Origin of the sequence: Rhodococcus sp. As11, from assembly GCF_048957735.1 — a bacterium.
GTDB classification, from domain to species: domain Bacteria; phylum Actinomycetota; class Actinomycetes; order Mycobacteriales; family Mycobacteriaceae; genus Rhodococcus; species Rhodococcus gordoniae.
The window spans coordinates 109,404-136,245 of sequence record NZ_JARDJE010000007.1; the positions used below are offsets into that span (position 1 = coordinate 109,404).

General features: G+C 65.6%; 23 protein-coding genes. 10 read left to right on the top strand and 13 right to left on the bottom strand.

The window, feature by feature from the left end; translation table 11 throughout:
- Positions 1 to 110 precede the first annotated feature (110 nt).
- Entirely contained in the window at positions 111 to 1,364 is a 1,254-nt protein-coding gene (locus tag PV766_RS11545; protein WP_016932973.1) for a Glu/Leu/Phe/Val dehydrogenase dimerization domain-containing protein, read from the top strand.
- Positions 1,357 to 2,808, top strand: coding sequence for an amino acid permease (locus PV766_RS11550; protein WP_064064284.1), 1,452 nt, complete (start codon positions 1,357 to 1,359; stop codon positions 2,806 to 2,808). The genes PV766_RS11545 and PV766_RS11550 overlap by 8 nt, the downstream gene beginning before the upstream one ends.
- Here PV766_RS11550 and PV766_RS11555 read toward each other — a convergent pair.
- Positions 2,790 to 3,206, bottom strand: coding sequence for a VOC family protein (locus PV766_RS11555; protein WP_129975500.1), 417 nt, complete (start codon positions 3,204 to 3,206; stop codon positions 2,790 to 2,792). The two genes, PV766_RS11550 and PV766_RS11555, sit on opposite strands and share 19 nt — an antisense overlap.
- Before the next feature lie 131 nt (positions 3,207 to 3,337).
- On the opposite strand from PV766_RS11555, the gene PV766_RS11560 reads away from it, so the two are divergent.
- The gene (locus tag PV766_RS11560) at positions 3,338 to 3,952 is read left to right on the top strand and encodes a dihydrofolate reductase family protein (RefSeq protein WP_129975498.1); all 615 of its coding nucleotides are present in this window, start codon (positions 3,338 to 3,340) and stop codon (positions 3,950 to 3,952) included.
- 105 nt (positions 3,953 to 4,057) lie between these two features.
- The gene (locus PV766_RS11565) at positions 4,058 to 4,678 is read left to right on the top strand and encodes a class I SAM-dependent methyltransferase (protein WP_129975496.1); all 621 of its coding nucleotides are present in this window, start codon (positions 4,058 to 4,060) and stop codon (positions 4,676 to 4,678) included.
- An 83-nt stretch (positions 4,679 to 4,761) separates the two neighbouring features.
- On the opposite strand, the gene PV766_RS11570 is transcribed toward PV766_RS11565, so the two are convergent.
- From PV766_RS11570 to PV766_RS11595, 6 genes are all read right to left on the bottom strand, one after another.
- Positions 4,762 to 5,877 carry an NDMA-dependent alcohol dehydrogenase gene (locus PV766_RS11570; protein ID WP_129975494.1) on the bottom strand — a complete coding sequence of 372 codons (1,116 nt, stop codon included), beginning with the start codon at positions 5,875 to 5,877 and terminating at the stop codon, positions 4,762 to 4,764.
- 46 nt (positions 5,878 to 5,923) lie between these two features.
- Positions 5,924 to 7,354, bottom strand: a complete 1,431-nt coding sequence (locus PV766_RS11575; RefSeq protein ID WP_129975492.1) for an aldehyde dehydrogenase family protein — start codon at positions 7,352 to 7,354, stop codon at positions 5,924 to 5,926.
- Between the two features lie 134 nt (positions 7,355 to 7,488).
- Positions 7,489 to 8,268, bottom strand: coding sequence for an enoyl-CoA hydratase family protein (locus PV766_RS11580; RefSeq protein ID WP_129975490.1), 780 nt, complete (start codon positions 8,266 to 8,268; stop codon positions 7,489 to 7,491).
- Between the two features lie 19 nt (positions 8,269 to 8,287).
- Positions 8,288 to 10,303 carry an acetyl/propionyl/methylcrotonyl-CoA carboxylase subunit alpha gene (locus PV766_RS11585; protein ID WP_129975488.1) on the bottom strand — a complete coding sequence of 672 codons (2,016 nt, stop codon included), beginning with the start codon at positions 10,301 to 10,303 and terminating at the stop codon, positions 8,288 to 8,290.
- Positions 10,304 to 10,310: 7 nt separating this feature from the next.
- Positions 10,311 to 11,909, bottom strand: coding sequence for an acyl-CoA carboxylase subunit beta (locus PV766_RS11590; protein ID WP_064064276.1), 1,599 nt, complete (start codon positions 11,907 to 11,909; stop codon positions 10,311 to 10,313).
- Positions 11,906 to 13,561 carry an acyclic terpene utilization AtuA family protein gene (locus PV766_RS11595; protein WP_242496652.1) on the bottom strand — a complete coding sequence of 552 codons (1,656 nt, stop codon included), beginning with the start codon at positions 13,559 to 13,561 and terminating at the stop codon, positions 11,906 to 11,908. The genes PV766_RS11590 and PV766_RS11595 overlap by 4 nt, the downstream gene beginning before the upstream one ends.
- A 365-nt stretch (positions 13,562 to 13,926) precedes the next feature.
- Between PV766_RS11595 and PV766_RS11600 the strand changes: the two genes are divergently transcribed.
- Positions 13,927 to 14,388: an amphi-Trp domain-containing protein gene (locus PV766_RS11600; RefSeq protein ID WP_129975484.1), complete on the top strand. Its 462-nt coding sequence runs from the start codon at positions 13,927 to 13,929 to the stop codon at positions 14,386 to 14,388.
- Between the two features lie 85 nt (positions 14,389 to 14,473).
- Here PV766_RS11600 and PV766_RS11605 read toward each other — a convergent pair whose 3' ends face one another.
- Both PV766_RS11605 and PV766_RS11610 read right to left on the bottom strand, forming a co-directional pair.
- On the bottom strand, positions 14,474 to 15,088 hold the full coding sequence (locus tag PV766_RS11605; protein ID WP_421097106.1) for a YdcF family protein: 615 nt from the start codon (positions 15,086 to 15,088) through the stop codon (positions 14,474 to 14,476).
- 941 nt (positions 15,089 to 16,029) lie between these two features.
- On the bottom strand, positions 16,030 to 16,803 hold the full coding sequence (locus PV766_RS11610) for a PASTA domain-containing protein (RefSeq protein WP_129975482.1): 774 nt from the start codon (positions 16,801 to 16,803) through the stop codon (positions 16,030 to 16,032).
- A gap of 297 nt (positions 16,804 to 17,100) precedes the next feature.
- On the opposite strand from PV766_RS11610, the gene PV766_RS11615 reads away from it, so the two are divergent.
- The 5 genes from PV766_RS11615 to PV766_RS11635 all read left to right on the top strand — a co-directional run bounded on the left by PV766_RS11615 (position 17,101) and on the right by PV766_RS11635 (position 22,241).
- Positions 17,101 to 17,895: an enoyl-CoA hydratase-related protein gene (locus tag PV766_RS11615; RefSeq protein ID WP_129975480.1), complete on the top strand. Its 795-nt coding sequence runs from the start codon at positions 17,101 to 17,103 to the stop codon at positions 17,893 to 17,895.
- Between the two features lie 31 nt (positions 17,896 to 17,926).
- Positions 17,927 to 18,658, top strand: a complete 732-nt coding sequence (locus tag PV766_RS11620) for an SDR family NAD(P)-dependent oxidoreductase (protein ID WP_129975478.1) — start codon at positions 17,927 to 17,929, stop codon at positions 18,656 to 18,658.
- A 26-nt stretch (positions 18,659 to 18,684) separates the two neighbouring features.
- Positions 18,685 to 20,355: a class I adenylate-forming enzyme family protein gene (locus tag PV766_RS11625; protein ID WP_129975476.1), complete on the top strand. Its 1,671-nt coding sequence runs from the start codon at positions 18,685 to 18,687 to the stop codon at positions 20,353 to 20,355.
- Positions 20,352 to 21,500 (top strand): acyl-CoA dehydrogenase family protein, encoded by a 1,149-nt coding sequence (locus PV766_RS11630; RefSeq protein ID WP_129975474.1) that lies wholly within the window; start codon positions 20,352 to 20,354, stop codon positions 21,498 to 21,500. Before PV766_RS11625 ends, PV766_RS11630 begins: the two co-directional genes overlap by 4 nt.
- A gap of 78 nt (positions 21,501 to 21,578) precedes the next feature.
- Positions 21,579 to 22,241, top strand: coding sequence for a TetR/AcrR family transcriptional regulator (locus PV766_RS11635; RefSeq protein ID WP_129975472.1), 663 nt, complete (start codon positions 21,579 to 21,581; stop codon positions 22,239 to 22,241).
- Between the two features lie 163 nt (positions 22,242 to 22,404).
- Here PV766_RS11635 and PV766_RS11640 read toward each other — a convergent pair whose 3' ends face one another.
- From PV766_RS11640 to PV766_RS11655, 4 genes are read right to left on the bottom strand one after another with little or no spacing between them, the layout of a single operon-like run.
- Positions 22,405 to 23,394 carry an ABC transporter ATP-binding protein gene (locus PV766_RS11640; RefSeq protein ID WP_129975470.1) on the bottom strand — a complete coding sequence of 330 codons (990 nt, stop codon included), beginning with the start codon at positions 23,392 to 23,394 and terminating at the stop codon, positions 22,405 to 22,407.
- A complete protein-coding gene (locus PV766_RS11645; protein WP_129975468.1) occupies positions 23,394 to 24,467 on the bottom strand; it encodes an ABC transporter ATP-binding protein in 1,074 nt (357 codons plus the stop codon). Before PV766_RS11645 ends, PV766_RS11640 begins: the two co-directional genes overlap by 1 nt.
- Positions 24,464 to 25,570 (bottom strand): ABC transporter permease, encoded by a 1,107-nt coding sequence (locus tag PV766_RS11650; RefSeq protein WP_129975466.1) that lies wholly within the window; start codon positions 25,568 to 25,570, stop codon positions 24,464 to 24,466. The genes PV766_RS11645 and PV766_RS11650 overlap by 4 nt, the downstream gene beginning before the upstream one ends.
- Positions 25,563 to 26,516: an ABC transporter permease gene (locus PV766_RS11655; RefSeq protein ID WP_129975464.1), complete on the bottom strand. Its 954-nt coding sequence runs from the start codon at positions 26,514 to 26,516 to the stop codon at positions 25,563 to 25,565. The genes PV766_RS11650 and PV766_RS11655 overlap by 8 nt, the downstream gene beginning before the upstream one ends.
- Between the last annotated feature and the right edge of the window lie 326 nt (positions 26,517 to 26,842).

Consider the following 26,842-nt stretch of genomic DNA (forward strand, 5'->3'; position numbering starts at 1 on the left):
GCCGGATTGCACAGAAAAAAGTGCTTCGGGCGTCCGGACCCTCCGCACGCTGCACAGTTGACCGAGCCACACTTGCGCAGGATTTGTTACTGCCGTCACAGTCGTTCGCCATGAAGAACCTGCTGACCCGATTCGAAGAAAAAGCCCCTGAGATCGTCTTCGAGTGGCACGACACCGAGACCACCGCCCGGGGCTGGGTCGTCATCAACTCGCTGCGGGGCGGTGCGGCCGGTGGCGGCACCCGCATGCGCCGCGGCCTCGACCGGCGCGAGGTGGAGTCGCTGGCGAAGACCATGGAGATCAAGTTCACCGTCTCCGGACCCGCAATCGGTGGTGCCAAGTCCGGTATCGATTTCGATCCGTCCGACCCCCGCAAGGAGGGCGTGCTGCGCCGCTGGTTCGCGGCAGTCACTCCCCTGCTGCGGGCCTACTACGGCACCGGTGGCGACCTCAACGTCGACGAGATGAACGAGGTCGTTCCGCTCACCGAGGCCAACGGCCTGTGGCACCCGCAGGAAGGTGTCGTCAACGGTCACTTCGGCAAGGACGAGCGCCAGCGCATCCAACGGGTGGGCCAGCTGCGGCTCGGCGTCGCGAAGGTCGTCGAGGACGCGCGGTTCACTCCCGCCACCAGCACGAAATACACTGTCGCCGATCTGATCACCGGCTACGGTGTGGCCGAGTCGGTCCGTCACCATCAGCTCGTCTACCGGGGCAGCGACCTCGCGGGCAAGCGCGTGGTGGTGCAGGGCTGGGGCAATGTCGGCGCCGCCGCTGCCTACTATCTCGCTCAGGCCGGCGCGTCGATCGTGGGCATCATCGACCGCGACGGCGGCATCCTCGAACCCGAAGGACTCTCCTTCGACGAGATCCGCACCCTGCTGCTCGAGCGCGACGGCAACGCCCTGCGCAGCGACCGGATGCTCCCCTTCGACGAGGTGAACGCCCGCATCTGGGATCTCGGAGCCGAGATCTTCCTGCCGTGCGCCGCAAGCCGGCTCGTCACCCGCGAACAGGTCGACCGCATGGTCGCTGCAGGGCTCGAGACGATCGCCTCCGGCGCCAACGTCCCGTTCGCCGACGACGAGATCTTCTACGGCCCTACCTACGAGCACGCCGACAAGTCCGTCGCCGTGATTCCCGACTTCATCGCCAACTGCGGAATGGCCCGGGCCTTCGCCCAGCTCATGGAAGGCGACGTGGAGGTCTCCGACGCCGCGATCTTCGGCGATGTGTCCACCACCATCGAGACGGCCCTGCGCCGGTGCCACGACCGCTCGACCGAGCTCACCGGACTCGCCGCGACGGCCTTCGAGATCGCACTCGATCAGCTGGTCCCGGCCGGGGAGCGCATCGATGACTGACACCCTGGCTACGGCGACGACGACCGGCGCCCAGGGCCCCGCAGGGACCACGACGGGTGCTCAGAGCATCGCGGGCCTGCATCGCGCCATGCGGCCCCGCCAGCTCGTCATGATGAGCCTCGGCGGCGCCATCGGGGCCGGCCTGTTCGTCGGGTCGGGGGCGGGTATCGCGGTCGCCGGCCCGGCGATCCTGATCTCGTTCCTGGTGGCGGCCGTTCTCGTCGTGTTCGTGATGCGCATGATGGGCGAGATGGCCGCGGCCAACCCCGCCAGCGGTGCGTTCTCCGAGCACACCGAGAACGCGCTCGGTCCCGTCGCGGGGCGCACAATCGGCTGGCTGTACTGGGTGCAGGTGATCATCGTGATCGCCGCGGAGGCCACCGGTGCCGCCGCGATCACCGCGGTGGCACTGCCCGGCATCCCGCAGTGGGCGTCCGCGCTGTTCTACATGGTCGTGCTGACGGGCGTGAACCTCGTCGGCGTGCGCCGCTTCGGTGAGGTCGAATTCTGGTTCGCCGCAATCAAGATCGTCGCGATCCTCGGGTTCCTGGTGATCGGTGTCGCGATGATCGCCGGGTGGATGCCCACCTTCGAGACGACCGGCTTCGCGAATCTCACGGCACACGGCGGGTTCGCTCCCACCGGTATCGCCGGTATCGCCGCCGGCCTGCTCATCGTGGTGTTCGCGTTCGGTGGCACCGAGATCATCGCGATCGCCGCCGCGGAGACCGCCGATCCCCGTCGCAACGTGGGCCGCGCGGTACGCACCCTGGTGTGGCGCATCCTCGTGTTCTACATCGGGTCGGTGCTCGTGATGGTGACGATCCTGCCGTGGACCTCCGAAGATCTCGCGACCGGTCCGTTCGTCGCCGTGCTGGAGGCCGGGGCCGTCCCGGGTGCCGCCGCGGTGATGACCGTGATCGTCGTGGTCGCACTGCTCTCCTCGCTCAACGCGATGCTGTTCAGCGCTTCCCGGATGATCTTCTCGCTGTCGCACCGCGGATCGGCGCATCCCGTCTTCGGGCGACTGTCGTCCAACGGCGTTCCCCGCAATGCGGTGCTCGCCTCGGTGGCGTTCGGCTTCGTCACGGTCGGACTGAACTACCTCTACCCCGACCGGGTGCTGCCGCTGCTGCTCAACGCCGTCGGCTCCACGATCCTGGTGCTGTGGACGTTCGTCGCGGTCTCGCACATCGTGCTCCGTCGTCGCGCACGCCGCAACGGCAGCGAGGACGCACTGCCGCTGAAGATGTGGGGCTTCCCGTACCTGTCGTACGCGACGCTCGGTCTGCTCGCCGGTATCGCGGTGCTCGCCCTGTTCGACCCCGCCGCTCGTACACAGCTGCTCGCGACCGGCGCGCTGACCGCAGCGATCGCCGGTACCTGCACGGTGCTGGCACGGCGACGCGCTGCGGCCGAGACGGTTCAGGGGCGCCAACCGTAAGGGCGCGTGATGATCTCCATGAAGTGACCGGCGGGGTCGAGGAAGTAGGTTCCTCGACCCCCGTCGTTTCTGTTGATACCGGGTGCCGACTGCCGAGGATCGGCCCAGTGTTCGATCTTCTGCTCGAGGATCCGGGCGTAGATCTCGTCGAATTCCTCCTCCGACACCAGGAATGCATAGTGCTGCGGCGGATACTCCACGTCCGGTGGCGGTTCGGCGAAATCGAGGGTGACACCGTTGCCGAGTTCGACGGCGAGGAAGTGCCCGGCGGGCACCGGGTCGGGCAGCCCGAACAGGGTGGTGAGGAAGTAGGCCGAATGCTGCTTGTCGTCGGCCGCGACGATGGTGTGGTTGAACGCAATACTCAAGGAGAACTCCTTGTGGTCCCGCGCCTCCATGCCTGACGCAGTCCGTCATCGGCACGCGACGCTGCGTCCAGAGATACCTTCCGTGCCGGAGGGATGCAAGCGATGAGTTCTCCGCGCTTCCCGTGTCTGTACTCGGCGACGACCTTCGAAAGGGGACGACGATGAAGCTCACGGTGACGACCTTCGTATCGGCCGACGGTGTGGCCCAGGGGCCCGGCGGTCCCGACGAGGACCGCAGCGACGGTTTCGAACGCGGTGGTTGGGTGGTGCCCCTGTTCGACGAGGACACCGGCACGTTCATCGACGAGGTGTTCTCGAAGGTCGATGCGTTCCTGCTGGGCCGGAACACCTACGACGTCTTCGCTGCGTCGTGGCCGAACTCGACCGACCCCGACGACCCGGTCGCCCGTGCACTCGACACCCTCCCGAAGTACGTCGCCTCCACGACGCTCACCGACCCGAAGTGGCAGAACACGACCGTCCTCGACGGCGACGTGCCCAACGCGGTCGCGGAACTGAAAAAGCAGCCGGGACGGGAACTGCAGGTCCACGGCAGCATCGGGCTCGTCCACACCCTCTTCGAGCACGATCTGGTGGACGAGTACCGCCTCATCACGTTCCCTGTGGTCCTCGGTCAGGGGCGGCGACTGTTCCCGATCGGGGGTCGCGACACGAAGTTGGATCTCGTCGACTCGCGCACTACTCCGTCCGGCATCGTCATCACCGTGTACCGCCCGGCCGGGCGACCCGAGTACGGACTCGCCGAAGTGGAGTGACCCGGCGACGGGCTGCGCTGAGTCCGCGTCGGGGGTTACGTTCGGCGCCGCAGATGCCATCATGGAACGGAGCAGATCGGTACGCCACGAGGCGAAAGGACTGCCATGGGCCTCTACAACGATCACGTCGTACCGCGACTGGTGAACATCGCCTGTGCACCGTCGTTCACCGAGGCGAACCGGAAGCGAGTGTGCGCAGGCTTGAGCGGCCGCGTCCTCGAGATCGGATTCGGTTCGGGCCTGAACGTTCCGTACTACCCCACTTCGATCGAATCGGTCAGCGCCGTCGAACCCGCCGATCTCGGATGGAAACTCGCCCGATCACGCATCGAGGACTCACCCGTCCACATCGAACGATCCGGTCTCGACGGGCAATCGCTTCCGTTCGAGGACAACACCTTCGACAGCGCACTGACGACCTGGACCCTGTGCACCATCCCCGATGCCGACGCGGCCCTGCGCGAGGTACGGCGTGTCCTCACGCCCGGGGGCACGCTGCACTTCGTCGAACACGGGCTCGCCCCGGACGAGAGCGTCCGACGGTGGCAGCACCGGCTCGAACCGATCCAGAAGCGGATCGCCGGTGGTTGCCACCTGACACGACGGATTCCCGACCTCATCCGCGGTGCGGGTTTCGACATCCGCGAACTCGACACCTTCTACGAGGAGAAGACTCCGAAGTTGTTCGGTGCGCTGTCGCTGGGAGTCGCCGAGGCCGCCCGGTAGCCGGGGAGGAGATTGCGCCCACCCCATTCACCCGGGCGGCTCCACGCGTCTTCGCCGATGCGCCGGCGGCGATGGGTCCCTGCTCAGAACAGGACGACTCCGCGCAGGTTCCTGCCCTCGTGCATGTCGACGAATCCCTGGGCGATGTCGTCGAGCTTGTAGGTGGTCGTCACGAGCTCGTCGAGCTTCAGCACGCCCGAGGTGTACAGGTCGATCAACCAGGGGATGTCGGCGGTCGGCGTCGACGCGCCGAACAGCGAACCCTGCAGGCGCTTCTGGTAGAGCACCAGCTCCATCGGGCTGATGGGGATACCGAAATCCGTCATCTTGCCCAGACCCGTGACGACGCAGGTTCCCGCTTTGCGGATCGCCGAGAATGCCTCCGCGATGTGCTCACCCGTCGTCACTCCGACCGTGACGATCGCGGAGTCCGCACCCTGCCCGTTGGTGTACGACCGAGCGATCTCGGTCGCTTCCGTCATATCGGCGACCGCATGGGTGGCCCCGAACCGCAATGCCGACTCCCGTTTGAACGGCACCGGATCGACCGCGATGATCCGAGCTGCCCCCGCGTGCGCAGCGCCCTGGACCGCGTTGATCCCGATACCGCCGATCCCCTGGACGATCACGGTCTGCCCCGGATACACCTCGGCGGAGTTGACCGCCGCACCCCAACCGGTGCCGACTCCGCAACCGAGCAGGCACAGCTTGTCGAGCGGCAGATCCTTGTCCACCTTGATCGCCGAGTCGACGCTGACCGTCGTGTACTGACTGAAGGTCGACAGCCCGCACGTCTGGGCCACCGGTGTTCCCTCGAGGCTCAGGCGGAAACTCGTCGGATCGTCGGGACGACTGCCGGTCATGATCGCCGCGCCGCGGTCGCACAGGTTCTGCATTCCCTTCGCGCACCACCGGCACCGACCGCACGCTGCCAGGAACGAGAAGACCACATGGTCTCCGACGGTCCATCCGTGCGTTTCCGGCCCGACCTGCACGACGACACCGGCACCTTCGTGCCCGCCGCAGATCGGGTAGACCCCGACCGCGTGGTCACCGGCGGCGATGTGGTCGTCGGAATGACACAGCCCCGCGGCCACCATCTCGACGGTCAGTTCGCCGCGGCGCGGCTCGTCGAGGTCGAGGTCGACCACCTCGTAGGTTCCGGGCGTGCTGCGGATGATCGCGCCGCGAGTTCTCATCGGTTTTCTCCTGAAGGCATCGAAGGACGGGACAGCAACGGCGGAATCACGGCGTCACCTGGGCGGACATTCCGGCTCTGTAACCGTCCGCGTAGGGCGGCAACATCCCCCATTCACGCCGGGGGTCGTAGTCGGGAGAAACGAAAATTGTTCTGGCATGACTGAATTCGAGGAATCCCTCCAGGCCGTTGTAGTGCCCCATCCCGGATGCCCCGACCCCGCCGAAGGGCGCATCGAGCATGCCCGGATGCATCGCGATGTCGTTGATGGTGACGCCGCCCGAGGTGGTGCATTCGAGGACGCACCGTCGTTCCTCGTCGTCCTGCCCGAAGTAGTAGAGCGCGAGCGGCTTCCGACCGGAATTGATCGTGCCCAGCACCTGTCCGAGGTCGTCGTACGTGCGTACGACCATGACCGGGCCGAAGATCTCCTCCTGTGAGACGGCTGCGGACTCCGGCGGGTCGATCACGATGCGGAGCGGGCGGCGGCGTTCGGCGATGGCGACGGGCTCGTCCGGTGCCACCACGATCCTCGCTCCGAGTTCCTGTGCCTGACGGACATATCCGTCGATGCGGGCCGCGTGCCGGTCGTCGACGATCGCGGTGACGTCCGGATTGCCGGCGATGGTCGGGAACAGTTCCCGGTAGGTCCCGCACACGACGTCGAGGAACGATTCGAGCATCTCGGCCGGCACGTGGACGGTGTCGGGACCGACACACAGCTGACCGCTGTTGATCGACTTGCCGACCGCGATCCGGTAGGCAGCCGTCGCGATGTCCGCGGAACGGCCGACGATCACCGGAGACTTGCCCCCGAGTTCGAGGGTGACGGGTACGAGATTGAGGGCCGCGTTCGCCATCACCGAGCGCCCGGCCGCTTCCCCGCCGGTGAACACGATGTGGTCGAACGGAAGGGAGGTCAGCGCCTTCGCGACATCCGGTCCACCGGTGACCACCGCGACGTCGGCGGGATCCAGGAATTCCGCCGCGGCGTCCGCCAGTGCCCGGGATGTGCGCGGCACGATCTCGGACGGTTTGAGAACGGCGCGATTGCCTGCGGCCAGGACCCCGGCCAGCGGGGCGAGAAGAGTGAACACCGGGGCGTTCCAGGTGCCGATGATCGCGACCGATCCCTTGGGTTGATAGTGAACCGAGGCGGTCGCACCCAGCTGGTCGTACGGCGAGAAGGGGGCTCGCTGCTGCGGCCGCATCCATTCTTCGAGGTGGTCGCGTGCGTACTTCAGGGCCGAGAGCGAACCGAGCACATCATTGGTCGTGGAATAGCCGGGATGGCGTCCACCGAAGTCGGCGTCGATCGCGTCCACGATCTCGTCCGTGCGGGCGACGAGCATGTCGATCACGCTCTGGATCCGCTCTCGTCGTTGCACGGCCGTGCTGGTGCGTTGTGCACGGAACTGTCGGCGCTGCTTCTCGAGCAACTCGCCGAGAACGGGATCGGCGCTGGTCACGATGGTCATGCGGCGGACGCTATGATGCGAATCACATTCCTACGCGCCGATTCCCGCTCACCGGGACCCACGTAGATCGAGCGACAACGGACCGCACACGCCGACCACCGCGAATTCGAACGGCCCCCGTGCGTGTCGCGTTCTCACCGGTCGGCCCACCACGGGGACCGCTTCTGCAGGAACGCCGTCATCCCTTCCACCGCTTCCTCGGAACCGAACAACCGGGCCGAACGCGCTGCCAGGTCGTCTCCGTAGCGATCGAAGTCCGCGAGGATCCGCTCTGTGACGAGACGTTTCGATTCGGCCAGACCCTGCGGTGAGCATGCACGGATCTCCGCGAGCAGTTCCGCGACGGCAGTTCCGGTATCCCCTGTCGAGACGGTGACGAGACCCTCGGAGCACGCCTCCTCCGGGCCGAACCGTTCGCCGGTCAGGAAGTACCGTGCTGCCGCACGCGAGGACAGTCGCGGAAGTACGGTCAAGGAGATGATCGAGGCGGCCAGACCGAGCCGTGCTTCCGTGAGGGCGAACGTCGACTCGGGGCCGGCCACGACGATGTCGCAGGCTCCGATCAGGCCCATACCACCGGCGCGGACGTGCCCGTCGATACGAGCGAGGACCGGTTTGGGCAGTTCCAGGATCTGCCGCAGCAACGCGGTCATGTCCCAGGTGCGGGCGGAAGCCGCCTCCTGCGCAGATCCGGAGGATCCACTCAAATCTGCTCCGGCACAGAATGTTCCACCGGTGTGGGTGAGGACGACCGCGCGGATATCAGGGTCGGTGGCCGCGGCATCGAGTCCGTGGCTCAGTTGTGTCAGCAGCGAGGCGGACAGGGCGTTGCGGTTGTGCGGGGAGTCGAAGGTCAGTGTCGCGACGCCGTGGTCGACGTCGTAGTGCACCACCACGGGGTTCGGTTCGGTCATGACGGCTCCTGAATAACGCTCATGGTCTGCCTTCCGGGCCGGGACTGTCGGACGGCGCGTCGTCGTGCGGCGTGACCACGGCGAGGACGGTACCGACGGCGACCTGATCTCCGACCTCAACCCCAAGTGCCGTGAGGGTGCCGGCGGCGGGTGCGGTGACGGTGTGCTCCATCTTCATCGCGTCGAGCCACACGAGCGGCCGGCCCGCTTCGACCGCATCGCCGACGGCAGCACCGAGCCGGATCACCGATCCCGGCATGGGTGCGAGCAGTGATCCGGCGGCTATCCGGGCCGTGGGGTCGACGAAGCGCGGGACGGCGGTCAGGCGCACCGGTCCGAGCGACGAATCGACGTGCACCGCATCGCCGTACCGCGTCACCGCGACATGCCGGCGGACACCGTCGACGTCCAGGACCACCCGATCCGGTGCGAACTCGACGACACGGAGGTCGCCACGGCCGTCGACGTATGCCCCGTCACGCGTGAGCCGGTAGCGCACCTCGTGGTCGCCGTGCACGCCGGTGAAACGCGTGAGCTGCGGCTGGGAGGGCAGATTCCGCCATCCCGAGGGCAGGCCCCTATTCACCGTGGCGGCAGCGCGGTTGCCGGCCGACTCCGCCAGAGCGGCTGCGATCGCGGACACCGCTTCCGCGTGCGGGGAGGCGAGCGGGGCCGACAGTTCCGCGAGTCCGTGGGTGTCGAAGAAGGCGGTGTCGGTCTCTCCCGCACCGAAGGCGGGATGTCGCAGCACCGCGACGAGGAGATCGCGGTTGGTGACGATGCCGTGAATCTCGGTGCGTGCCAACGTCGACGCCAGCAGACGCACCGCGTGGTCGCGGGTCGGCGCGTACGAGATGACCTTGGCGAGCATCGCGTCGTAGTGGACCCCGACCTCCGTTCCCGCGACGACACCCGAATCGACGCGCACACCGGGCTGCCGGAGCACGTCGAACTCACGTGCCTCGTGCGGCAACGCTAAACGGTGCAGGGTGCCGGACTGCGGTTGCCAGTCCCGGGCCGGGTCCTCGGCGTAGAGCCTGGCCTCCACGGAATGACCTTGTACAGGTGGAGGTTCGGGGTCGAGGCGGTCGCCGTCGGCGATGCGGATCTGCAGGTCGACGAGATCGAGTCCGGTCGTGCATTCGGTGACGGGATGCTCGACCTGCAGGCGTGTATTCATCTCCAGGAAGTGGAACTGCCCGGAGCGGTCCGCGAGGAACTCGACGGTGCCGGCGCCCTCGTAACCGATGGCCTGTGCGGCGCGGTGAGCGGCATCGAACAGGCGCCGGCGCATCCCGTCGATCGCGTCGACGAGCGGCGACGGTGCTTCCTCGATCACCTTCTGGTGGCGTCGTTGGATCGAGCATTCACGTTCACCCACCGCCCACACCGTGCCGTGCCGGTCCGCGAGGACCTGAACCTCGATATGTCGTCCGTTCTCGAGATAACGCTCGCAGAACACCGTGGAGTCGCCGAACGCCGACGCCGCCTCCCGGCGGGCCGCCTCGAGTTGCCGCGGCAGGTCGTCGAGCGTGCGCACCACCCGCATTCCGCGTCCTCCGCCGCCTGCGGACGCCTTGACGAGCACCGGGAGGTCGGCGTCGGTGATGTCGGCGGGGTCGAGTTCGGCGAGAACGGGGACACCCGCGTCGGCCATGATCTTCTTGGCTTCGACCTTCGAGCCCATCCGTTCGATCGACTCCGGGCGTGGTCCGATCCAGATCAGCCCCGCCTCGAGCACCGCACGTGCGAATCCGGCGTTCTCGGACAAGAATCCGTAGCCCGGGTGAACCGCGTCGGCACCCGCGGCCAGTGCAGCCGCGACGATCTTCTTCCCGTCGAGGTAGGTCTCGGCGGGAGAGACTCCCGGAAGTCGCACAGCGGCATCGGCATCGCGCACGTGCGGACTGTTCGCGTCGGCATCGGAGAACACGGCGATCGCGCCGAGACCGGCCCGGCGGCACGAGGCGAACACGCGGCGGGCGATCTCCCCGCGATTCGCCACGAGCACGGTGGTGATGGTCGATTCGGTCACGGGAACCTCACATCCGGAAGACGCCGAAGGATTCGGCGCCGCTGATCGGGGCGGTGGCAACAGCCGATAGGCACAGTCCCAGCACAGTACGGGTATCGCGTGGGTCGATGATGCCGTCGTCGTAGAGACGACCGGACAGGAACATCGGCAGCGATTCGGCTTCGATCTGGTTCTCGACGGCCGCGCGCATCGCCTCGTCGGCGGCTTCGTCGAAATCCTGTCCACGCGCCTGCGCGGCCGCGCGTCCGACGAGGGAAACGACCCCGGCCAGCTGGGCACCGCCCATGACCGCGGATTTGGCGCTGGGCCACGCGAACAGGAACCGCGGATCGAATGCCCGCCCGCACATGCCGTAGTGGCCGGCGCCGTAGGACGCACCGAGCAGAACGGAGATATGCGGCACCGTGGAATTGGCGACCGCGTTGATCATCATCGCCCCGTGTTTGATCATGCCGCGTTCCTCGTACTCCCGGCCCACCATGTACCCGGTGGTGTTGTGCAGGAACAACAACGGGGTGTCGGCGCGGTTGGCGAGTTGGATGAACTGTGTTGCCTTCTGCGATTCCTCGTTGAACAACACACCGCGTGCGTTGGCGAGAATCCCGATCGGATAGCCGTGCACCTGTGCCCAACCGGTCACGAGCGAGGACCCGTACAGCGGTTTGAACTCGTCGAAGTCGGAATCGTCGACGATACGGGCGATGACTTCTCGCGGATCGAAGGGCTGCCGGAGATCCTCGGGGACGATCCCGAGCAACTCCTCGGAGTCGTACCGGGGTTCGCGTACCCCGGTACGGGGCGCCGGACCGGCCTTGCGGTGGTTGAGACGCCGCACGATGCTGCGCCCGAGGCGCACCGCGTCCTGTTCGTCGACGGCGAAGTGGTCGGCCAGACCCGAGATACGCGCGTGCATTTCGGCACCGCCGAGCGACTCGTCGTCGGATTCCTCACCGGTGGCCATCTTCACCAGAGGCGGTCCGGCGAGGAATACCTTCGACCGGTTCTCGATCATCACCACGTGGTCGGACATGCCGGGAATGTATGCGCCGCCGGCGGTCGAATTGCCGAACACCAGCGCGATGGTGGGGATGCCCGCCGCCGACAACCGGGTCAGATCACGGAAGAGCCGTCCGCCGGGGATGAACACCTCCTTCTGCGTGGGCAGATCCGCACCGCCCGATTCGACGAGGGATATCAGCGGCATCCGGTTCTGCAGGGCGATGTCGTCGGCACGCAAGGTCTTACGCAACGTCCACGGATTGCTGGTGCCGCCGCGCACGGTGGGGTCGTTGGCCACGATGACACATTCGACGCCTTCGACCACGCCGATACCTGTGACGACACTGCCGCCGACTGGAAAGTCGGTGCCCCAGGCGGCGAGCGGCGACAGTTCGAGAAACGGCGAGTCGCGGTCGAGGAGCAATTCGATGCGCTCCCGCGCGAGCAACTTGCCTCGATCGTGGTGTCGGCGGACGTACTTCTCACCACCGCCGGCGAGGGCCTTGGCGTGTTCGGCGTCGAGGTCGGCCAGGCGAGCGCGCATCGTGTCGGCGGCCGCGCCGTATTCCGTGGAACCGCGGTCGAGGGTCGAGATCAATATGCTCACGTGCGCTTCTCCAGGAGGACGGTGGGAATGTCGAGGTATCGGGCGCGCAACCATTCACCGAGTCCCTTGGCCTGCGGGTCGAATCGGTTGCGCGAAGCGACGCCACGGCCGAGGATGCCCTCGATCACGAAGTTCACGGCCCGCAGGTTCGGGAGCAGATGCCGCGTGACGGACAGGGGCTCGATTTCGGGAAGCAGATCCTTCACAACGTCGACGGTGAGGAAATGTGCGAGCCAACACCATTCGTCGTCGGATCGGACCCATACTCCGATATTGGCATCACCGCCCTTGTCGCCGCTGCGGGCACCGGCGAGCGTGCCGAGCGGAACGCGGCGAGTCGGTCCGGGCGGCAACGGCGCGGGCACACCCGGGTCCGGCAACGGCTCGAGGACACGGGTGACCGCCGCGACCGGAATGTCGAGGCGGGTGCCGTCGGGCAGCACCGCGACATGCGGCACGCGTGTCGCCTCGACGTACTCGGCCGTGTAGACACCGTAGGCGGTGCCCGGACCGGGCGGAGCGGTGACGAAGAAACCGGGATATCCGGCGAGGGCGAATTCGACCGCCGTGGAGGTGAAGGCGCGTCCGACGACGTCCGGATCGGGATCACGTGCAGTACAGCGCAGCAGCGCACTCGCGGTCTCCTCCGTATCGGCATCGGCATGATCGGTGCGAGCGAGGATCCACTCGAGTTCGGCAGGCCGCCTGGGCAGGTTCGATTCCATCTGCGATCGCACCAAGTGTGCCTTCGCGTCGATGTCCAATCCGGTCAGGACGAAGACGACCTCGTTGTAGAACCCGCCGAGCGCGTTGAGGCACACCTTCAGCGTCGGCGGGGGCGGCTCGCCCCTCACTCCGGTGATGCGGACACGATCGGGTGCGTGCAGGCTCAGCCGGGCGGTGTCGATGCGCGCGGTGACGTCGGGGTTCGCGTACCGTCCGCCCGCCACCTCGTACAGCAGTTGCGCGGTGACCGTGCCGACGGTCACGGCTCCTCCGGTGCCCGGGTGTTTGGTGATGGTGGCCGCTCCATCGGCCTCGATCTCGGCGATGGGAAATCCGGGGCGGACGAGATCGTCGAGTTCGGTGAAGAACGCGTAGTTTCCGCCGGTGGCCTGGGTACCGCATTCGATGACGTGCCCGGCGACGACGGCACCTGCAAGTGCATCGAAGTCATCGGGTGCCCAGCCGAAGTGAGCGGCGGCGGGACCGACGATCACGGACGCGTCGGTCACGCGCCCGGTCACGACGATGTCGGCTCCGGCCTCGAGACACCGGGCGATGCCCCACGCACCGAGATAGGCGTTGGCGGTGAGCGGGCGGGGGTCGGCGGCGAAACCGAACTCGTCGATGCGGGCGACGAGATCGTCGCCCTCGACATGGGCGATGCGCGGCGACAGGCCGAGCCGATCCGCAACCGTGCGTAGCGCCGCGGCCAGGCCTGCGGGATTGAGCCCACCGGCGTTCGCGACGATCCGCACCCCCTTGTCGAGGGCGAGACCCATACAGTCCTCGGCCTGCCGCAGGAACGTCTTGGCGTAGCCGAGACCCGGATCCTTCAGACGGTCACGACCGAGGATGAGCATCGTCAGTTCGGCAAGGTAGTCACCGGTCAGATAGTCGAGTTCCCCGCCTTCGAGCATCTCGCGCATCGCAGACAGACGATCGCCGTAGAAGCCGGAGCAATTGCCGATACGCACGGGATTGCTCACGCGGTCCCCTCCTGGACCGGACGCCCTGTCGGCGACGAATATGTCCGACTCGATAGTCGCGGCAACTCCATCATGCGGTCAGCGTCACATGTCATCGCCCTCAAAGCAAGCAATCGTGATTGTTTTGCCCTGGGCGCATGGTCGCTACCCGCGCCCGGAAGCGGTTGCGGCGAGCACGTCGGGACACCCGGCGAATTCGATCTTTCCCACTGCACGAACTCGTCGCCGAGACGTCTCCTTCACAACACCTACCCCCACCGGGGCAGATACCGTAGATGCATACTGCACCGAGGTCAGGAGTCGCTGTGCCGAAGCTGGAAATCAAGCAGAAATCTCAACTCTCCCGCAACCAGGTTTCCGAGCGGTTGATTGCACTCGGACGCGCCCTGGCGACGGGATCCGAAGTGGACCTGGACTCGGACGGAGGCTCGATTTCGGTCGATGTCCCCGACCGGCTCCGATGGGAACTCGAGATCGAGGTGGACGGAGACGAAGTCGAGATCGAAATCGAATTCAGCTGGAGCGACACCCCTTCCGAGAGTTCGGAAGAAGATTCGGATGTGGACGAAGAGGAGAACGAGAGGGACGAGAGCAAGGACGAGGACGAAGGCGAGGGCGAAGACGAGGAGAGGGTTCGAGACGAGGAGAGGGTTCGAGACGAGGACGAAGAGGAGGAGGACGAACCGCCGCACACCACTTCGCGTCCGAAAGCCCCGATCAAGAAGGCGGTGCGGCGCGGCCGGCCACGCAAGAGGACCGCCGACTGATCTACCTGCGCCTTCCCCCCGGATGAGACGCCACTCCTACGCCCGTCCCGCCGTTCCAGAACTGATCGACTCCCTCTTCCGGGACTTACGCTGCGACGATGCCCGCGACGGGAATACGCGCGTCGACCGCCTGCCGGAAGTTGATCATCGCGCGTTCGAGGTGGTCGCGGTTCGTCACGAGTACAGCGCCTGTTGCGCGACGTTCGAGCAGAACATCGTTGGTGAAGCGTGCGTTCTCGACGGTAGAACCGGATTCTGATTCTTCGGTGATGCGTTCCGGTGGAATCCCCCGTGCCACCAACCAGTCCTTCATCGCCCGCGCTTCGGTGACGCCGTTGCGCGGCACACCACCGGTGACGACGATCGGCGCTTCCGGATAGCGGTGCGCTGCAAGCAAAGCCGTGTCGAGACGTTCTTCGAGCACCGGCCTGATCTTGCCGTCCTCGGTGAGTCCGGCCCCGAGCACGACGAGATGCGTACCCCTCGGATTCAGGTCGAGCATCAGCGGAAAGTGCGGCGTCAGCTTCTCGAGCTCGGTGCACGCGACAATGAGTGCGTCGATGGTTCCCTGGCACAGCGGGGTGATGGACAGTACGCCGTTCACCACGGTGTCGACTGCCGGCGTCGCCGCCGCCTGCCCTGTCGATCCTCCTACTGCAGCTGTGGCCGCGACTGCCGTCGCCACCACCGTCCGTCGCACAGCTCCCATGCGAGTCCCCCTTGTCTTCTCGGATGTCGGCCGTGCCGCACTGTGCCATCTGGACGCGCGCCTGGGGGAGATCGAGCCCGACGCGAGGAAGTCTCACCGCATGCCGCAGCCGGATCGATGACGTCTGACAATCGGCTTTACATCCGCACCACTGGACTGTCCATGAACAACAGCGACGATCGTTGCAAGGCGCTCCATTCGGACACACCGATGTTCCCACGATGCGCACGAGCAGAACGTGTGTTCGAGTTGACGACGTCGCACACCCGTGCGACCATCCCTCCACCGACCTGAAAACAGGTCGACCCCGGCAGGTGCGCCAACACCGGACCGGGGTCTGGGCACAAGACAGACAGGACTGTCATGCACCGTAGGGTGGAGTCTATCCACACGCCCCCGAGAGGCGTACCTCAGCAACGAGCTGTGAGCGCATTCGTCCGCGCCGGCCGCCATCTACCCGCTCCCCCGGGTTCACCCCCGACGTCCTGACTTTTCAGCCCTCCGATCCGATCGTGATCGAAGGGCTCGAGGCGTTTCACCTGCATCGTCGCGCACGAGGGCCGTTCCGGTAGCCGAGGCTCGTCGACGCAGCTCGTCGCTCGTCTCCCACAGTCCGACGTCAGCGCGCCGACGCTGCGAGCCGGGGCCGTTCCCTGTCTCGAAACCGACTGGGCACCAGTACCCCTCGTCTCCACAGCTGGTGGTGGAGCACCCGCTCGTGAGGGTCGACACGAACGACCGGGTCCAGTGCGAGCCGCACGTCCTCCGCGACGTGGGGCTATCCGTGCTGGCCGAGATGGTCTATCGGGGCATGGCGACCGGGCAGCCTTGGGGAAGGGGACGACGACTCAGGGACCCGAAGGGTCTCCGATCGGTCGGGGACAGCCGCCCGCAACCACCGAGGATCTCTCCCGCACGGAACAGCCGATGACCTAGCACCCGCTGAATTCGTCCTCTTTCAGAACCGACAGCACGGGGCCGCCTTCACCGATCGATGCTCCCACCGAGGGAGCCTGGTCGACGACGACCCAGTTCCTGTCCCATACCTGCGCGCGCCCCTGACCGGTCGCGTCGACGCTCGTGGAGTAGAACACGCCGGCGGCCTGGATGGTGTCCTGTGCCGCTTGGAGATCCATGCACACGACGTTCGGCATCACCGCAGTGGACGCGACAGCCGCGACCTGCGTGGTGGAGACCTTCGTCGCGGGAGCGGTTTCCGGAGCGACGGTCCGCGCCGTGGTGGCAGCCGACGTCGTGTACGACGTGGTGGTCGTCGGTGCGGCAGCGCGAGGAGTCGTACTCGCGTCGTCCTTCGTGGGTGAGTCCAGACCGTCCGAGATATCGCCGATGATTCCCATGAGGACGATCAGTCCGGCGACGGCAGCGGCGATGACCACCCCGCGACGGATCCTCGGAGGCTTCGGCGGCTCGGGCGGCGGTGCCATCGCCGCCCGCACATCCCCCGCGAGGAACGCGCGGTGGCCGGCTTCGGCGCGTGCGGCGATCGCGTCCTGCTCGGCCTTGATGCGCTTACGCCGATCGCGCAGGGGCTTGCCGATCGCGAGATATCCCAGGCCGGCCGCGAATGCCAGGAACAGGATGGCGTCGGCCACGTTGCCGTTGACCACTTCCACGATCGCCAGCCACAGCGTGATGGCGGCGAACATCCCCGCTACAACGCGCAGGTAGGGGACGACGAACTTCATGTTTCTCCTTCAACCCGGCACCAGGCCCCGTGTGCCGCTTTCCCGATCGCACACGCGCTGAATGCCCTCCTGAACTGGTGTCGGAGCGTCACCCCTCGTCGTTACGACACTCGGGTGGCGATTTCAGTGTGTTCAGCCCCGGAATCCGGGGGCAGATCCACCCAAGTCGGCGAAGCCTTCATGTGATGGTTGACACACCCTGTTCGTGAATGTAGCTTCATGGAAAATGAATATCCATTCACTCGCAGAGAATGTCCGTTCGATAAGACTCCTACCTGCAGCGATGAAGGGGATCCCATGACCGACTTCGAAGACATCACCTACGAGACCGACGGCGCAGCCGGCATCATCACGATCAACCGGCCCGAGCGCTACAACGCCTTCCGGGGCAAGACCGTCGAGGAACTGATCAAGGCATTCCGGTCGGCCTGGGCCGACAGCCGGGTCTCGGCCGTCATCCTCACCGGCGCCGGTGAGAAAGCCTTCTGCACGGGCGGCGACGTCAAGCAGCGCGCCGAGACCGGCGACTACGGCCCCACCGAGAGCGGCATGTTCGAGATCGGCTACCTCCACAAGCTCATCCGCGACATCCCCAAGCCGGTCATCGCAGCCGTCAACGGTGTCGCCGTCGGCGGCGGACACGTTCTCCACGTCCTGTGCGACCTGACGATCGCGTCGGAGAACGCCCGGTTCGGCCAGGCCGGACCCAAGGTCGGCTCGTTCGACGCCGGATTCGGCTCTGCCTTCCTCGCCCGCGTCGTCGGGGAGAAGCGCGCGAGAGAAATCTGGTACCTGTGCCGCCAGTACGACGCCGCCACCGCCGAACGCTGGGGACTGGTGAACTGGGTTGTCCCGCAAGACAAACTGCTCGACGAGGCGAAGGCGGTCGTTGCCGAGATCGCCGAGAAGAGCCCCACCGCGATCAAGTTCCTCAAGCAGTCGTTCAATGCCGACACCGACCACCAGGCCGGCTTGAGCAACCTCGCGATGTCGGCACTCGACCTGTTCGGCAAGTCCGACGAAGGACTCGAAGGCGCCAAGGCGTTCGCGGAGAAGCGTCCCGCCGACTTCGCGAAGTACGTCAAGGCCTGATCCGAATTTCCCAGACCCGTAAGGACCTCCCATGAGCAACATCGCACTGGTCACCGGCGCTGGTTCCGGAATCGGCAAGGCCATCGCTCTCGCCTTCGCCGCGCAGGGTGATCGCGTCGTCGCCGCCGATCTCGACCTGGCGGCTGCCGAAGCCACGGCCAAGGAGTACCCCCAGCTGATCACCGCATTGCCGGTGGACATCTCCGACCGCGCCCAGGTCGACGAACTCCGCGACCGCACCCACGCAGAAGTGGGCGTGCCCAACGTGATCGTCAACGCTGCCGGCTGGGACCGCACCGATCAGTTCCTCAACGCCACACCGGAGTTCGCCGAGAAGGTCGTCGCGATCAACTATCTCGGCCCGGTGCACATCTGCAGTGCCTTCCTGCCCGGCATCATCGACGCCGGCAACGGTGGTCGCGTGATCAACCTCGCCAGCGATGCCGGCCGGGTCGGCAGCTCCGGCGAATCCATCTATGCGGGAGCGAAGGGCGGCGTCATCGCCCTCACCAAGTCGCTCGCCCGCGAGATGGCCCGGCACAACATCAACGTCAACTGCGTGTGCCCCGGCCCCACCGACACACCGCTGTTCCAGGCCCAGGAGGAGAAGCTCAAAGCTGCTCTCATCAAGGCCATCCCGTTCCGGCGACTCGCGCGACCCGAGGAGGTCGCCGCACCCGTCCTGTTCTTCGCATCCGAGGCCGCATCGTTCATCACGGGCCAGGTGATCAGCGTCAGCGGCGGCCTCACCATGGCCGGCTGATCGACATCGTCAGGGGAGATCGAATCATGAGCGCGTCGTACAACGCCCGGGCCTACCGGGAGTACTTCGAGAACGACTTCACGTATCTCAACGGCTTCCGGCGCAACCTGGGACGGTACGGGAACCGCGTTGCCATCACCGATCCCGACACCGGAACCCGGTTGACCTACGCCGAACTCGGCGAGCGTGTCGACCGAGTCGCCACAGGTCTGGCCGATGCAGGTGTGCAGGCCGGGGATGTCGTCGCCTATCAGCTGTTCAACAGTGTCGAGTTCGCCGAGCTGTATCTCGCCACCCAGGCGGTGGGCGCGGTGGGTTCGCCGATCAACTTCCGGCTCGCCTCCGGCGAAACCTCGTTCATCCTCGACAAGTCCGCACCCACGGTCTTCGTCTACGACACCGAGCTCACCCCGATGGTGACGGAGGCGCTGGAACGCTCGGCGCACACACCGAAGGTGATCGTCGCGGTGGGCGACGGCGACCCTGTCTCCGTTCCCGGCGCCACCGTCGTGCGGTACCGGCACCTGGCGGCGGATCGGGTCGCGCTCCCGCCGCTGCACCGGACGGTGTGGGACGAGACCACCCGCCTCTACACCTCGGGCACCACCGGCATGCCGAAGGGTGTGCCGCTCAACAGCATGATCGAGATCTTCAGCGCGCACGACGTCATCATGCACTTCCCGTTGAGCCCCGAGGACAAGACGCTCAACATGACGCCGTGGTTCCACAGGGGCGGCCTGTACTCCGGGGGACCCAACCCGGTCTTCTACATCGGCGGAGAAGTGTTGCCGCTGCGCACCTTCGACGCCGACCGTGTCCTCGACCTCGTCGCCGAGCACGGCCTCACCTTCCTCATCGGAGCGCCCACCAACCTCGCGATGCTCGCGACCGCGCAGGAGGCCCGTCCGCGCGACCTGTCATCGCTGCGCGGCATCGTCACGATGGGTGCGCCGCTCGAACGCGAAGCGGCACTGCGCTACCAACAGGTCCTCAACCCGCGGATCTTCAACGGCTACGGCAGCACCGAAGGGTTCTGGAACACCTTCCTGCGCCCCACCGATCTGCCCGAACATGCCGGCACCGCGGGTCGCGCTTGCACCGACGACGACGTGCGCGTGGTCCACATCTACGAGGACCGACTCGCCCACCACGACGACGTCGTCGCCAAGGACGGCGAAGAGGTCGGAGAGGTAATCGTCCGCTCCCCCAAGGGTTCGAACGCCTACTTCGACTCCCCCGACCAGGAGAAGGCCAAGTTCAACAACGGGTGGCTGCACATCGGCGACCTCGCCACATGGGACGCCGAAGAGTTCGTCACGATCGTCGGACGCAAGGACGACATGCTCGTCTGCGGTGGGGAGAACGTCCATCCGGTGCAGGTCGAGGAAGCGCTCAACTCGCATCCGGGTGTGTCCGACTGCCTCGTCGTCGGCGTGCCCGACGAGCGCTGGGGACGCGTCGTCGTCGCATACATCGTCGCCGGAAGTTCCGATGTCACGGCCGACGTCCTCGACGCGCACTGCCGTGAGCATCCGATGCTCTCCACATTCAAGCGACCGCGTGCCTACCGGTTCGTCGAGTCGCTGCCGGTCTCTGCCACCGGAAAGAAACTGCACTACAAGGCAACCCGAACGGCAGCCGACGAGTTCGCCGCAGGATTGTTCACCGCACCCACCGACTCGAGGATCACCCGATGAATGCACGCCTCGAATACGAGACCGAGCACAACCAGTTCCGAGAGGTCGCACGCGACTTCGTGCACAGCAAGATCACTCCCGTGCACGAGGACTGGGAGCACGCGAGCTGCCTCGACCGGTCGTTGTTCACCGAGGCCGGCAAGCTCGGACTGCTCGCCTTCTCCGTCGACGAGGAGTACGGCGGTCCCGGTGTCGACGACTTCCGCTACAACGCCATCCTCATCGAGGAGGTCAACCGCGCCGGCAACGCCGCAGCCGGCATTGCGTTCTCCCTGCAGAACGACGTGGTGCTGCCCTACCTGACCGAGCTGACCGACGACGAACAGAAGGCGCGGTGGCTGCCCGGCGTCGTCCGCGGCGAGACGGTGCTGGGTATCGCCATGACCGAACCCGGCACCGGCAGCGACCTCACCGGCATCCGCACCTCCGCGGTGCGCGACGGCGACCACTACGTCGTCAACGGAGCCAAGACGTTCATCTCCAACGGTCAGAACGGCGACCTGTTCGTGGTCGCGACCCGCACCTCCGACGACCCGCACAAGGGTCTGACGCTGCTGGTCGTCGAGGCCGACACCCCCGGCTTCTCCCGCGGACGCAATCTCGAGAAGATCGGTCTGCATGCCCAGGACACCAGCGAGCTGACGTTCACCGACATGCGGGTGCCGGTCGCGAACCGGCTCGGCGACGAAGGTCGCGGCTTCTACCAGCTGGTGCACAACCTCCCGCAGGAACGGTTGTCGCTGTCCATCGGCGCGGTCGCAGCCGCCGAAGGCGTCCTCGCGCAGACCCTCGACTACGTCCGCGAACGGAAGGCCTTCGGGAAGCCGGTGTCGAGCTTCCAGAACACCCAGTTCGTGCTCGCCGAGCTGGCCACCGAGCTCGACATCGCCCGCACCTACCTCGACGATTGCATCGCCGAGCACGTGGCCGGGCAGCTCACCGCCGCCCGCGCCGCGCGCCTGAAGTGGTGGGCCACCGAACTGCAGGTGCGTGTCGCCGATCGCTGCCTGCAACTGCACGGCGGCTATGGCTACATGCGCGAATACGGCGTCGCACGCGCTTTCGTCGACGCCCGCATCCAGACGATCTACGGCGGAACCACCGAGATCATGAAGACGATCGTTGCGAAGGATCTCGGGATCTGACGACCGTCCCAGCTGCACGATTCACACCGCTGAGCACTCGGTACTGTGAATCGGACCGAAAAGCGACGAGGAGCCCCTATGACCACCGACCACGATGCACTTCCCGTGGAAGAGGCCGTGCGGGCAGTTCGTACCAGTTCCCGCCGCAAGCAGGTCCTCGACGCCGCCGTGCAGGTCATGCAGCGCACCGGTTTCCACCAGATGTCGATGCAGGCGCTGGCCGACGAGGCCGGTGTCAGCGTCGGATTGATCTACAAGTACTTCGGTGGCAAGGAGGAGATCCTCCTCGCCACCATCGTCTCGATCCTCGACACCTTCCGCGACCAGATCGAACCTGCGATGGAGGCCGCCGGCGACGATCCCGTCGAACGGCTCGCCGCCGGCATCCGTCGCTACATCGAGATCGTCGACGAGAACCTCGACGCCACCGTCCTCACCTACCGGGAGAGCCGCACGCTCGACGCCGACGGTCGCGCCCGGATCAAGGAACTGGAGGTCGAGACGTCGGCGCCGCTGCGCTCCGCCCTCGATGACGGTATCGCCGCCGGAATCATGGAGCCCATCGACGTCGACCTGATGGTGTTCGACATCCTGTTGCTCGCCCACGGGTGGGCGCTCAAGCACTGGCACTTCGGATCCATCTACACCCTCGACGACTACATCCGCCTCCAGACCCGGCTGGTGCTCAACACGACACTGAAGGCAGAGCGGCGTGCGGACTATGCGCGCTTCCTCCGATAGGCACGTCGTTTGCGCCGCGCATGATGCTATAGTCGTGCGCGATTGCAAGCATCGCATTGATGCCGAACCCGTGACAAAGTAGGTCGACTCGCCGACTGGGCACGGATGGCTGCCGGCCACCGATCGGACCGCACAGGACTTTCATCGCTCGCACTACTACGCGTCAGACATTGTGACACGCCACGTAATGACCTTCCGCTATCTCGCGCAGCAACGGTTCTTCCGCCGCGCAGCGGTCGGTCACCAGTGGACATCGCGTGCGGAACCGGCAACCGGATGGTGGATCGAGAGGAGACGGAAGGTCTCCCTCGATGAGAGGTACGGCCTCGGATTCGCCGCGCAGAATGTCAGGATCGGGGATCGACGCCAACAGCAACTGTGTATACGGATGCAACGCCAGGCTTTCCATTTCTCGGCTCGGCGCGATCTCACACACCTTGCCGAGATACATGACCATGACTCGGTCGCTGATGTTCTTCACCACCGCCATGTTGTGGGCGATGAAGATCATCGTAAGCTCGAACTCAGCCTTGGCCTGCTCGAGGAGGTTGAGGATCTGGGCCTGCACCGAGACGTCCAGGCTGGACACGGGTTCATCGCAGATGAGAACCTTCGGCTTGAGCATCATGGCGCGCGCGATGCACACCCGCTGACACTGACCGCCCGAGAGCTCGCCCGGAAGCCGTTCCCACACCATGTCCGGATCGAGCCCGACCGATTGCAGCAGGTTCCGACCCAATCGGTCGAGCCGCTCCTTGTTGCGCTGGCCCCACATGCGGGGGCCCTCCGTGACGAGATGCTTGACCTTGCGGCGCGGATTGAGCGACGAGACCGGGTCCTGCATGATCATCTGCATCTGCGCTCGAATCTTACGCAGTGCCGACGCGCTCAGCGTGGTCAGCTCGGTTCCGTCGATCTCCACACTGCCGGACTTCGGCGCCGGCAACTGCAGAACGGCGCGCCCGGCAGTGGACTTGCCGCAGCCCGATTCACCGACGATGCCGAGTGTTTCGCCCTGGAGTAGGTCGAAGCTGATGTTCGAGACGGCGTGTACCGTCTGTCCCCGCCCGACGGGGAACTCCACCACCATATTCTCGACTGCGAGCACAGGTTTCTCGTTCTTGCGCAGGTGCGCAACACCACTACCGGCCATCAGATGGTCTCCACTTCGAGCTCGACATCGTTGGTGTCGGCGGCTCCCGGCGCTCCGAGGTCGCTCACAGCCACACCGCCCAGAGGGAAATGGCAGGCCACTTCATGCGGGTGGCGGGCTCCGACGGTATCCAGAGTGGCAGTCAGGACCGGCACCACCTCCCGGCACGACTGCTGCACGTACTTGCACCGGGACGCGAAGGCGCATCCCATGGGGGGCTCGGTCATGTCCGGCAGGCCGCCGTCGATGGACTCGAGGCGGGCGTGCGGTTGCTGGTCGAGGCGAGGCACCGCCGCCAGGAGAGCCTCGGTGTAAGGATGTCGCGGACCGGTGAACAGCTCTCGGGTGGGTGCCATCTCGACGATCCGTCCCGCGTACATCACCGCAACCCGGTCCGTCTGTCCGGCAACAACTCCGAGGTCGTGACTGACCAGAATAGTGGCCATCCCGAGTTCGGTGCGCAGCGAATCGAGCAGCTCGAGGATCTGCTTCTGGACGGTGACGTCCAGCGCGGTCGTCGGTTCGTCTGCGATGGTCAGTTTCGGGCCACACGCGAGTGCCATCGCAATGACCACGCGCTGGCGCATACCGCCTGACAACTCGTGCGGGTACTGGTCGATGCGCCGCGCAGGTTCGGGAATGCGCACCTTGCGCAGCAGTTCTATCGCGCGTTCGTTCGCCTGGATCTTGCCCAGGCCGAGGTGCGTGCGAAGGGACTCGGTGATATGGGTACCGATCCGTTTGAAGGGATTGAGTGCCGACATCGGGTCTTGGAACACCATCGCGATATCCTTGCCCCACAGCTGCTGCTGCTCCTTGCGGGTCGAAGTCTGCATGTTCCGGCCCATGAAGCGCACCTCGCCCGTGACAGTGGTACCGCTATCGTTCGATACGAGACCCATGATCGTCTGCGCCAGAACGGATTTACCCGATCCGGATTCGCCGACGAGGCCAAGCGTCTCCCCGGCGGCGAGCTGTAAGGAGACTTGCTCGACCGCCCGGAGTTGTCCGCGCTTGGTGCGAAACCTGGTGGACACGTTGTCCACCGTCAAGATCGGTTCATTACTGCTCACAATTTCACCTCCCGAGTGCCCCCGGTCTTCCTCTGAGCTTTCTCACCGACCATATTGAACGAGAACACGGTCAAGAAAAGGAAGAAGCCGGGCACCAGCACGACGTACGGATACTGCTCGAAGACGTTCCCCTGCCCTTCGGAGATCATGTTGCCCCATGTCGGGGACGGTGGCTGAATGCCGAGCCCGAGGAAGCTCAGCGATGCTTCGGCAACGATCATTACCGAGATCATCACCATGCCGAGCGAGGCCAGCGGCAGTGCAACGTTCGGTGCGATCTCACGGAGCATCACTCGCAGCTTAGTTGCTCCCATAGACCTTGCGGCAAGCACGAATTCGCGTTGAGAGTACACAAGCGTGTTCGCTCTGGCGATACGGACCATACTGGGAATCGCCAGTATGGCGAGAGCTAGCGCAATGTTTCGCAGATTCGGTTCGAGCACCGATGCGAGCGCGATCAGCAGGATCAGAGCTGGTACCGCGAGCAGCGAGTTCGTCATGACACCGATGATGCGGTCGACCTTGCCTCCGAAGTAGCCTGCGACGATGCCGATCGCTCCGCCGATGACCATACCGATCAGCACGGCTGCCACAGCAACGATGAGCGACGACCGGGCACCGTAGACGGAACGCGCGAGCAAGTCGAGACCAAAATTGTTGGTTCCCAATGGGTTGGACGAGAACAAGTTCGGTTCGGCATAGCTCTCGGCGGCGAGGGTCTTGGTAGTGTCCTCGTGCTCGGCCAGCGGTAGCAGTGGGGCGAACAGCGCCGCCGCGATGAGAGCCGCCAGCCATACACAGGACAGGACGAAGGTCAGGTCGAAGTCCGCGCCGAACCGGGCCAGCCCGAGCCGGCGCATTCCCATGTACAGCGCGACCGGTCCGACCACGAAGAGCACGGTCCGGACGCCGATGACCAGTAGCGGCGCCAGACCGATACCGATGGCGACGACGCCCACCACTGTCAGAAACGCTCCGATCCGGTACAGGTTGCGGCGTTCCACGAGGTCGGACGCGTCGGCCGACCTCCCTGCATTCGCGTCGTCGAGGACGCGCCCTGTGATGGCCGGCATCTCGATTTCGTCGGTTGTGGTCTCAGACATGGGCTCGTCGGCTCCTTGGGTCGAGGTATCCGTAGGCGATGTCGATGACGCCGTTGGCCACGACGTAGATGACGGCGATAACCAGCACCGCACCCTGCACCATCGGCATATCACCCTGCTGCGCCGCGCGGACGATGAGCGAACCCATCCCGGGCAACGAGAACAGCGTCTCGACGATAACGGTGCTGCCGATCATCGAACCGAGGACGACGCCGAGCATCGTGATCAGCGAGAACGACGACGGGCGCAACGCGTCGCTGAAGAGTAGCCGAGTGTTCGACATACCCTTCGCCTTGGCGACGAGGATGAACTTTTCCCTGAGTGTCATGACCAGGTCGCTGCGGAGAATACGGGTGAACATCGCCATCTCCAGCAGGCTGATGGCGATCGCCGGAAGGATGGCGTGGTAGAGGTTCTGCCCCAACCCCTCCGAGATGCGGACCCACTGGGACCGGGGAAACCATCCCAGGTGATTCACCGCCAGCATGATCAGCAGGAGACCGGACAGAAAACTCGGGATCGACAACACACCGAACGTGCCGGCCCCGATCGCGCGATCGATCCAGCTGCCCTGGTGACGAGCGGAGTACACAGCCAACGGCACCGCGACGACGATCGCGATGACCAGGCCCATCAATGCCAGTTGGAGGCTGACGGGCATCGCCCTGCCGATGCTGTCGATGACCGGCCCCTGTGGCGGGACCATGGAAGTTCCGAGATCGCCCTGAAGCGCACCCGACAACCAGTGCCAGTACCGAGTCAAGAAGGGATCATCGAGGCCCATCTCGGCGCGCACCCGCGCGTAGTCCTCGGGCGCGTGGCCCTCGCCGAGTATCGCGACCGACGGATCGCCGGGGATGAACGATACAAGAGCGAAGGTGCCGAGGCTGACGATGAAGAGCACCACGACCAGTTCGGTCAACTTGTCGATCACTGTTCTCACCATCGTGTTATCCCCTCCTCACTGTGTTCATGGGTCCCAATCTCTGTGTTGGCATGACTTTGTGCTCACCACACGGAATCGCAGGTGATCAGGTTCTCCGAGCCGAATGAACCCCGGCCGTGCCTGGCGGGATGCCGTGCGTTCCCGTTCGTACGGAACGAAGTTCGTCCCGGCCGAGCAACTCCGGAAGTTACACCTGTTGTCGCTGTCGCCGAGGCGAGATTCATTCATGGCCCCTACAACTATTGCACAGCCAAGCCTCGATTGTTACCGTCGCCACATCGAAAGTGATGCGCCGAGGCCGGCAGAGCGGCAGAAGTGGAGACCAC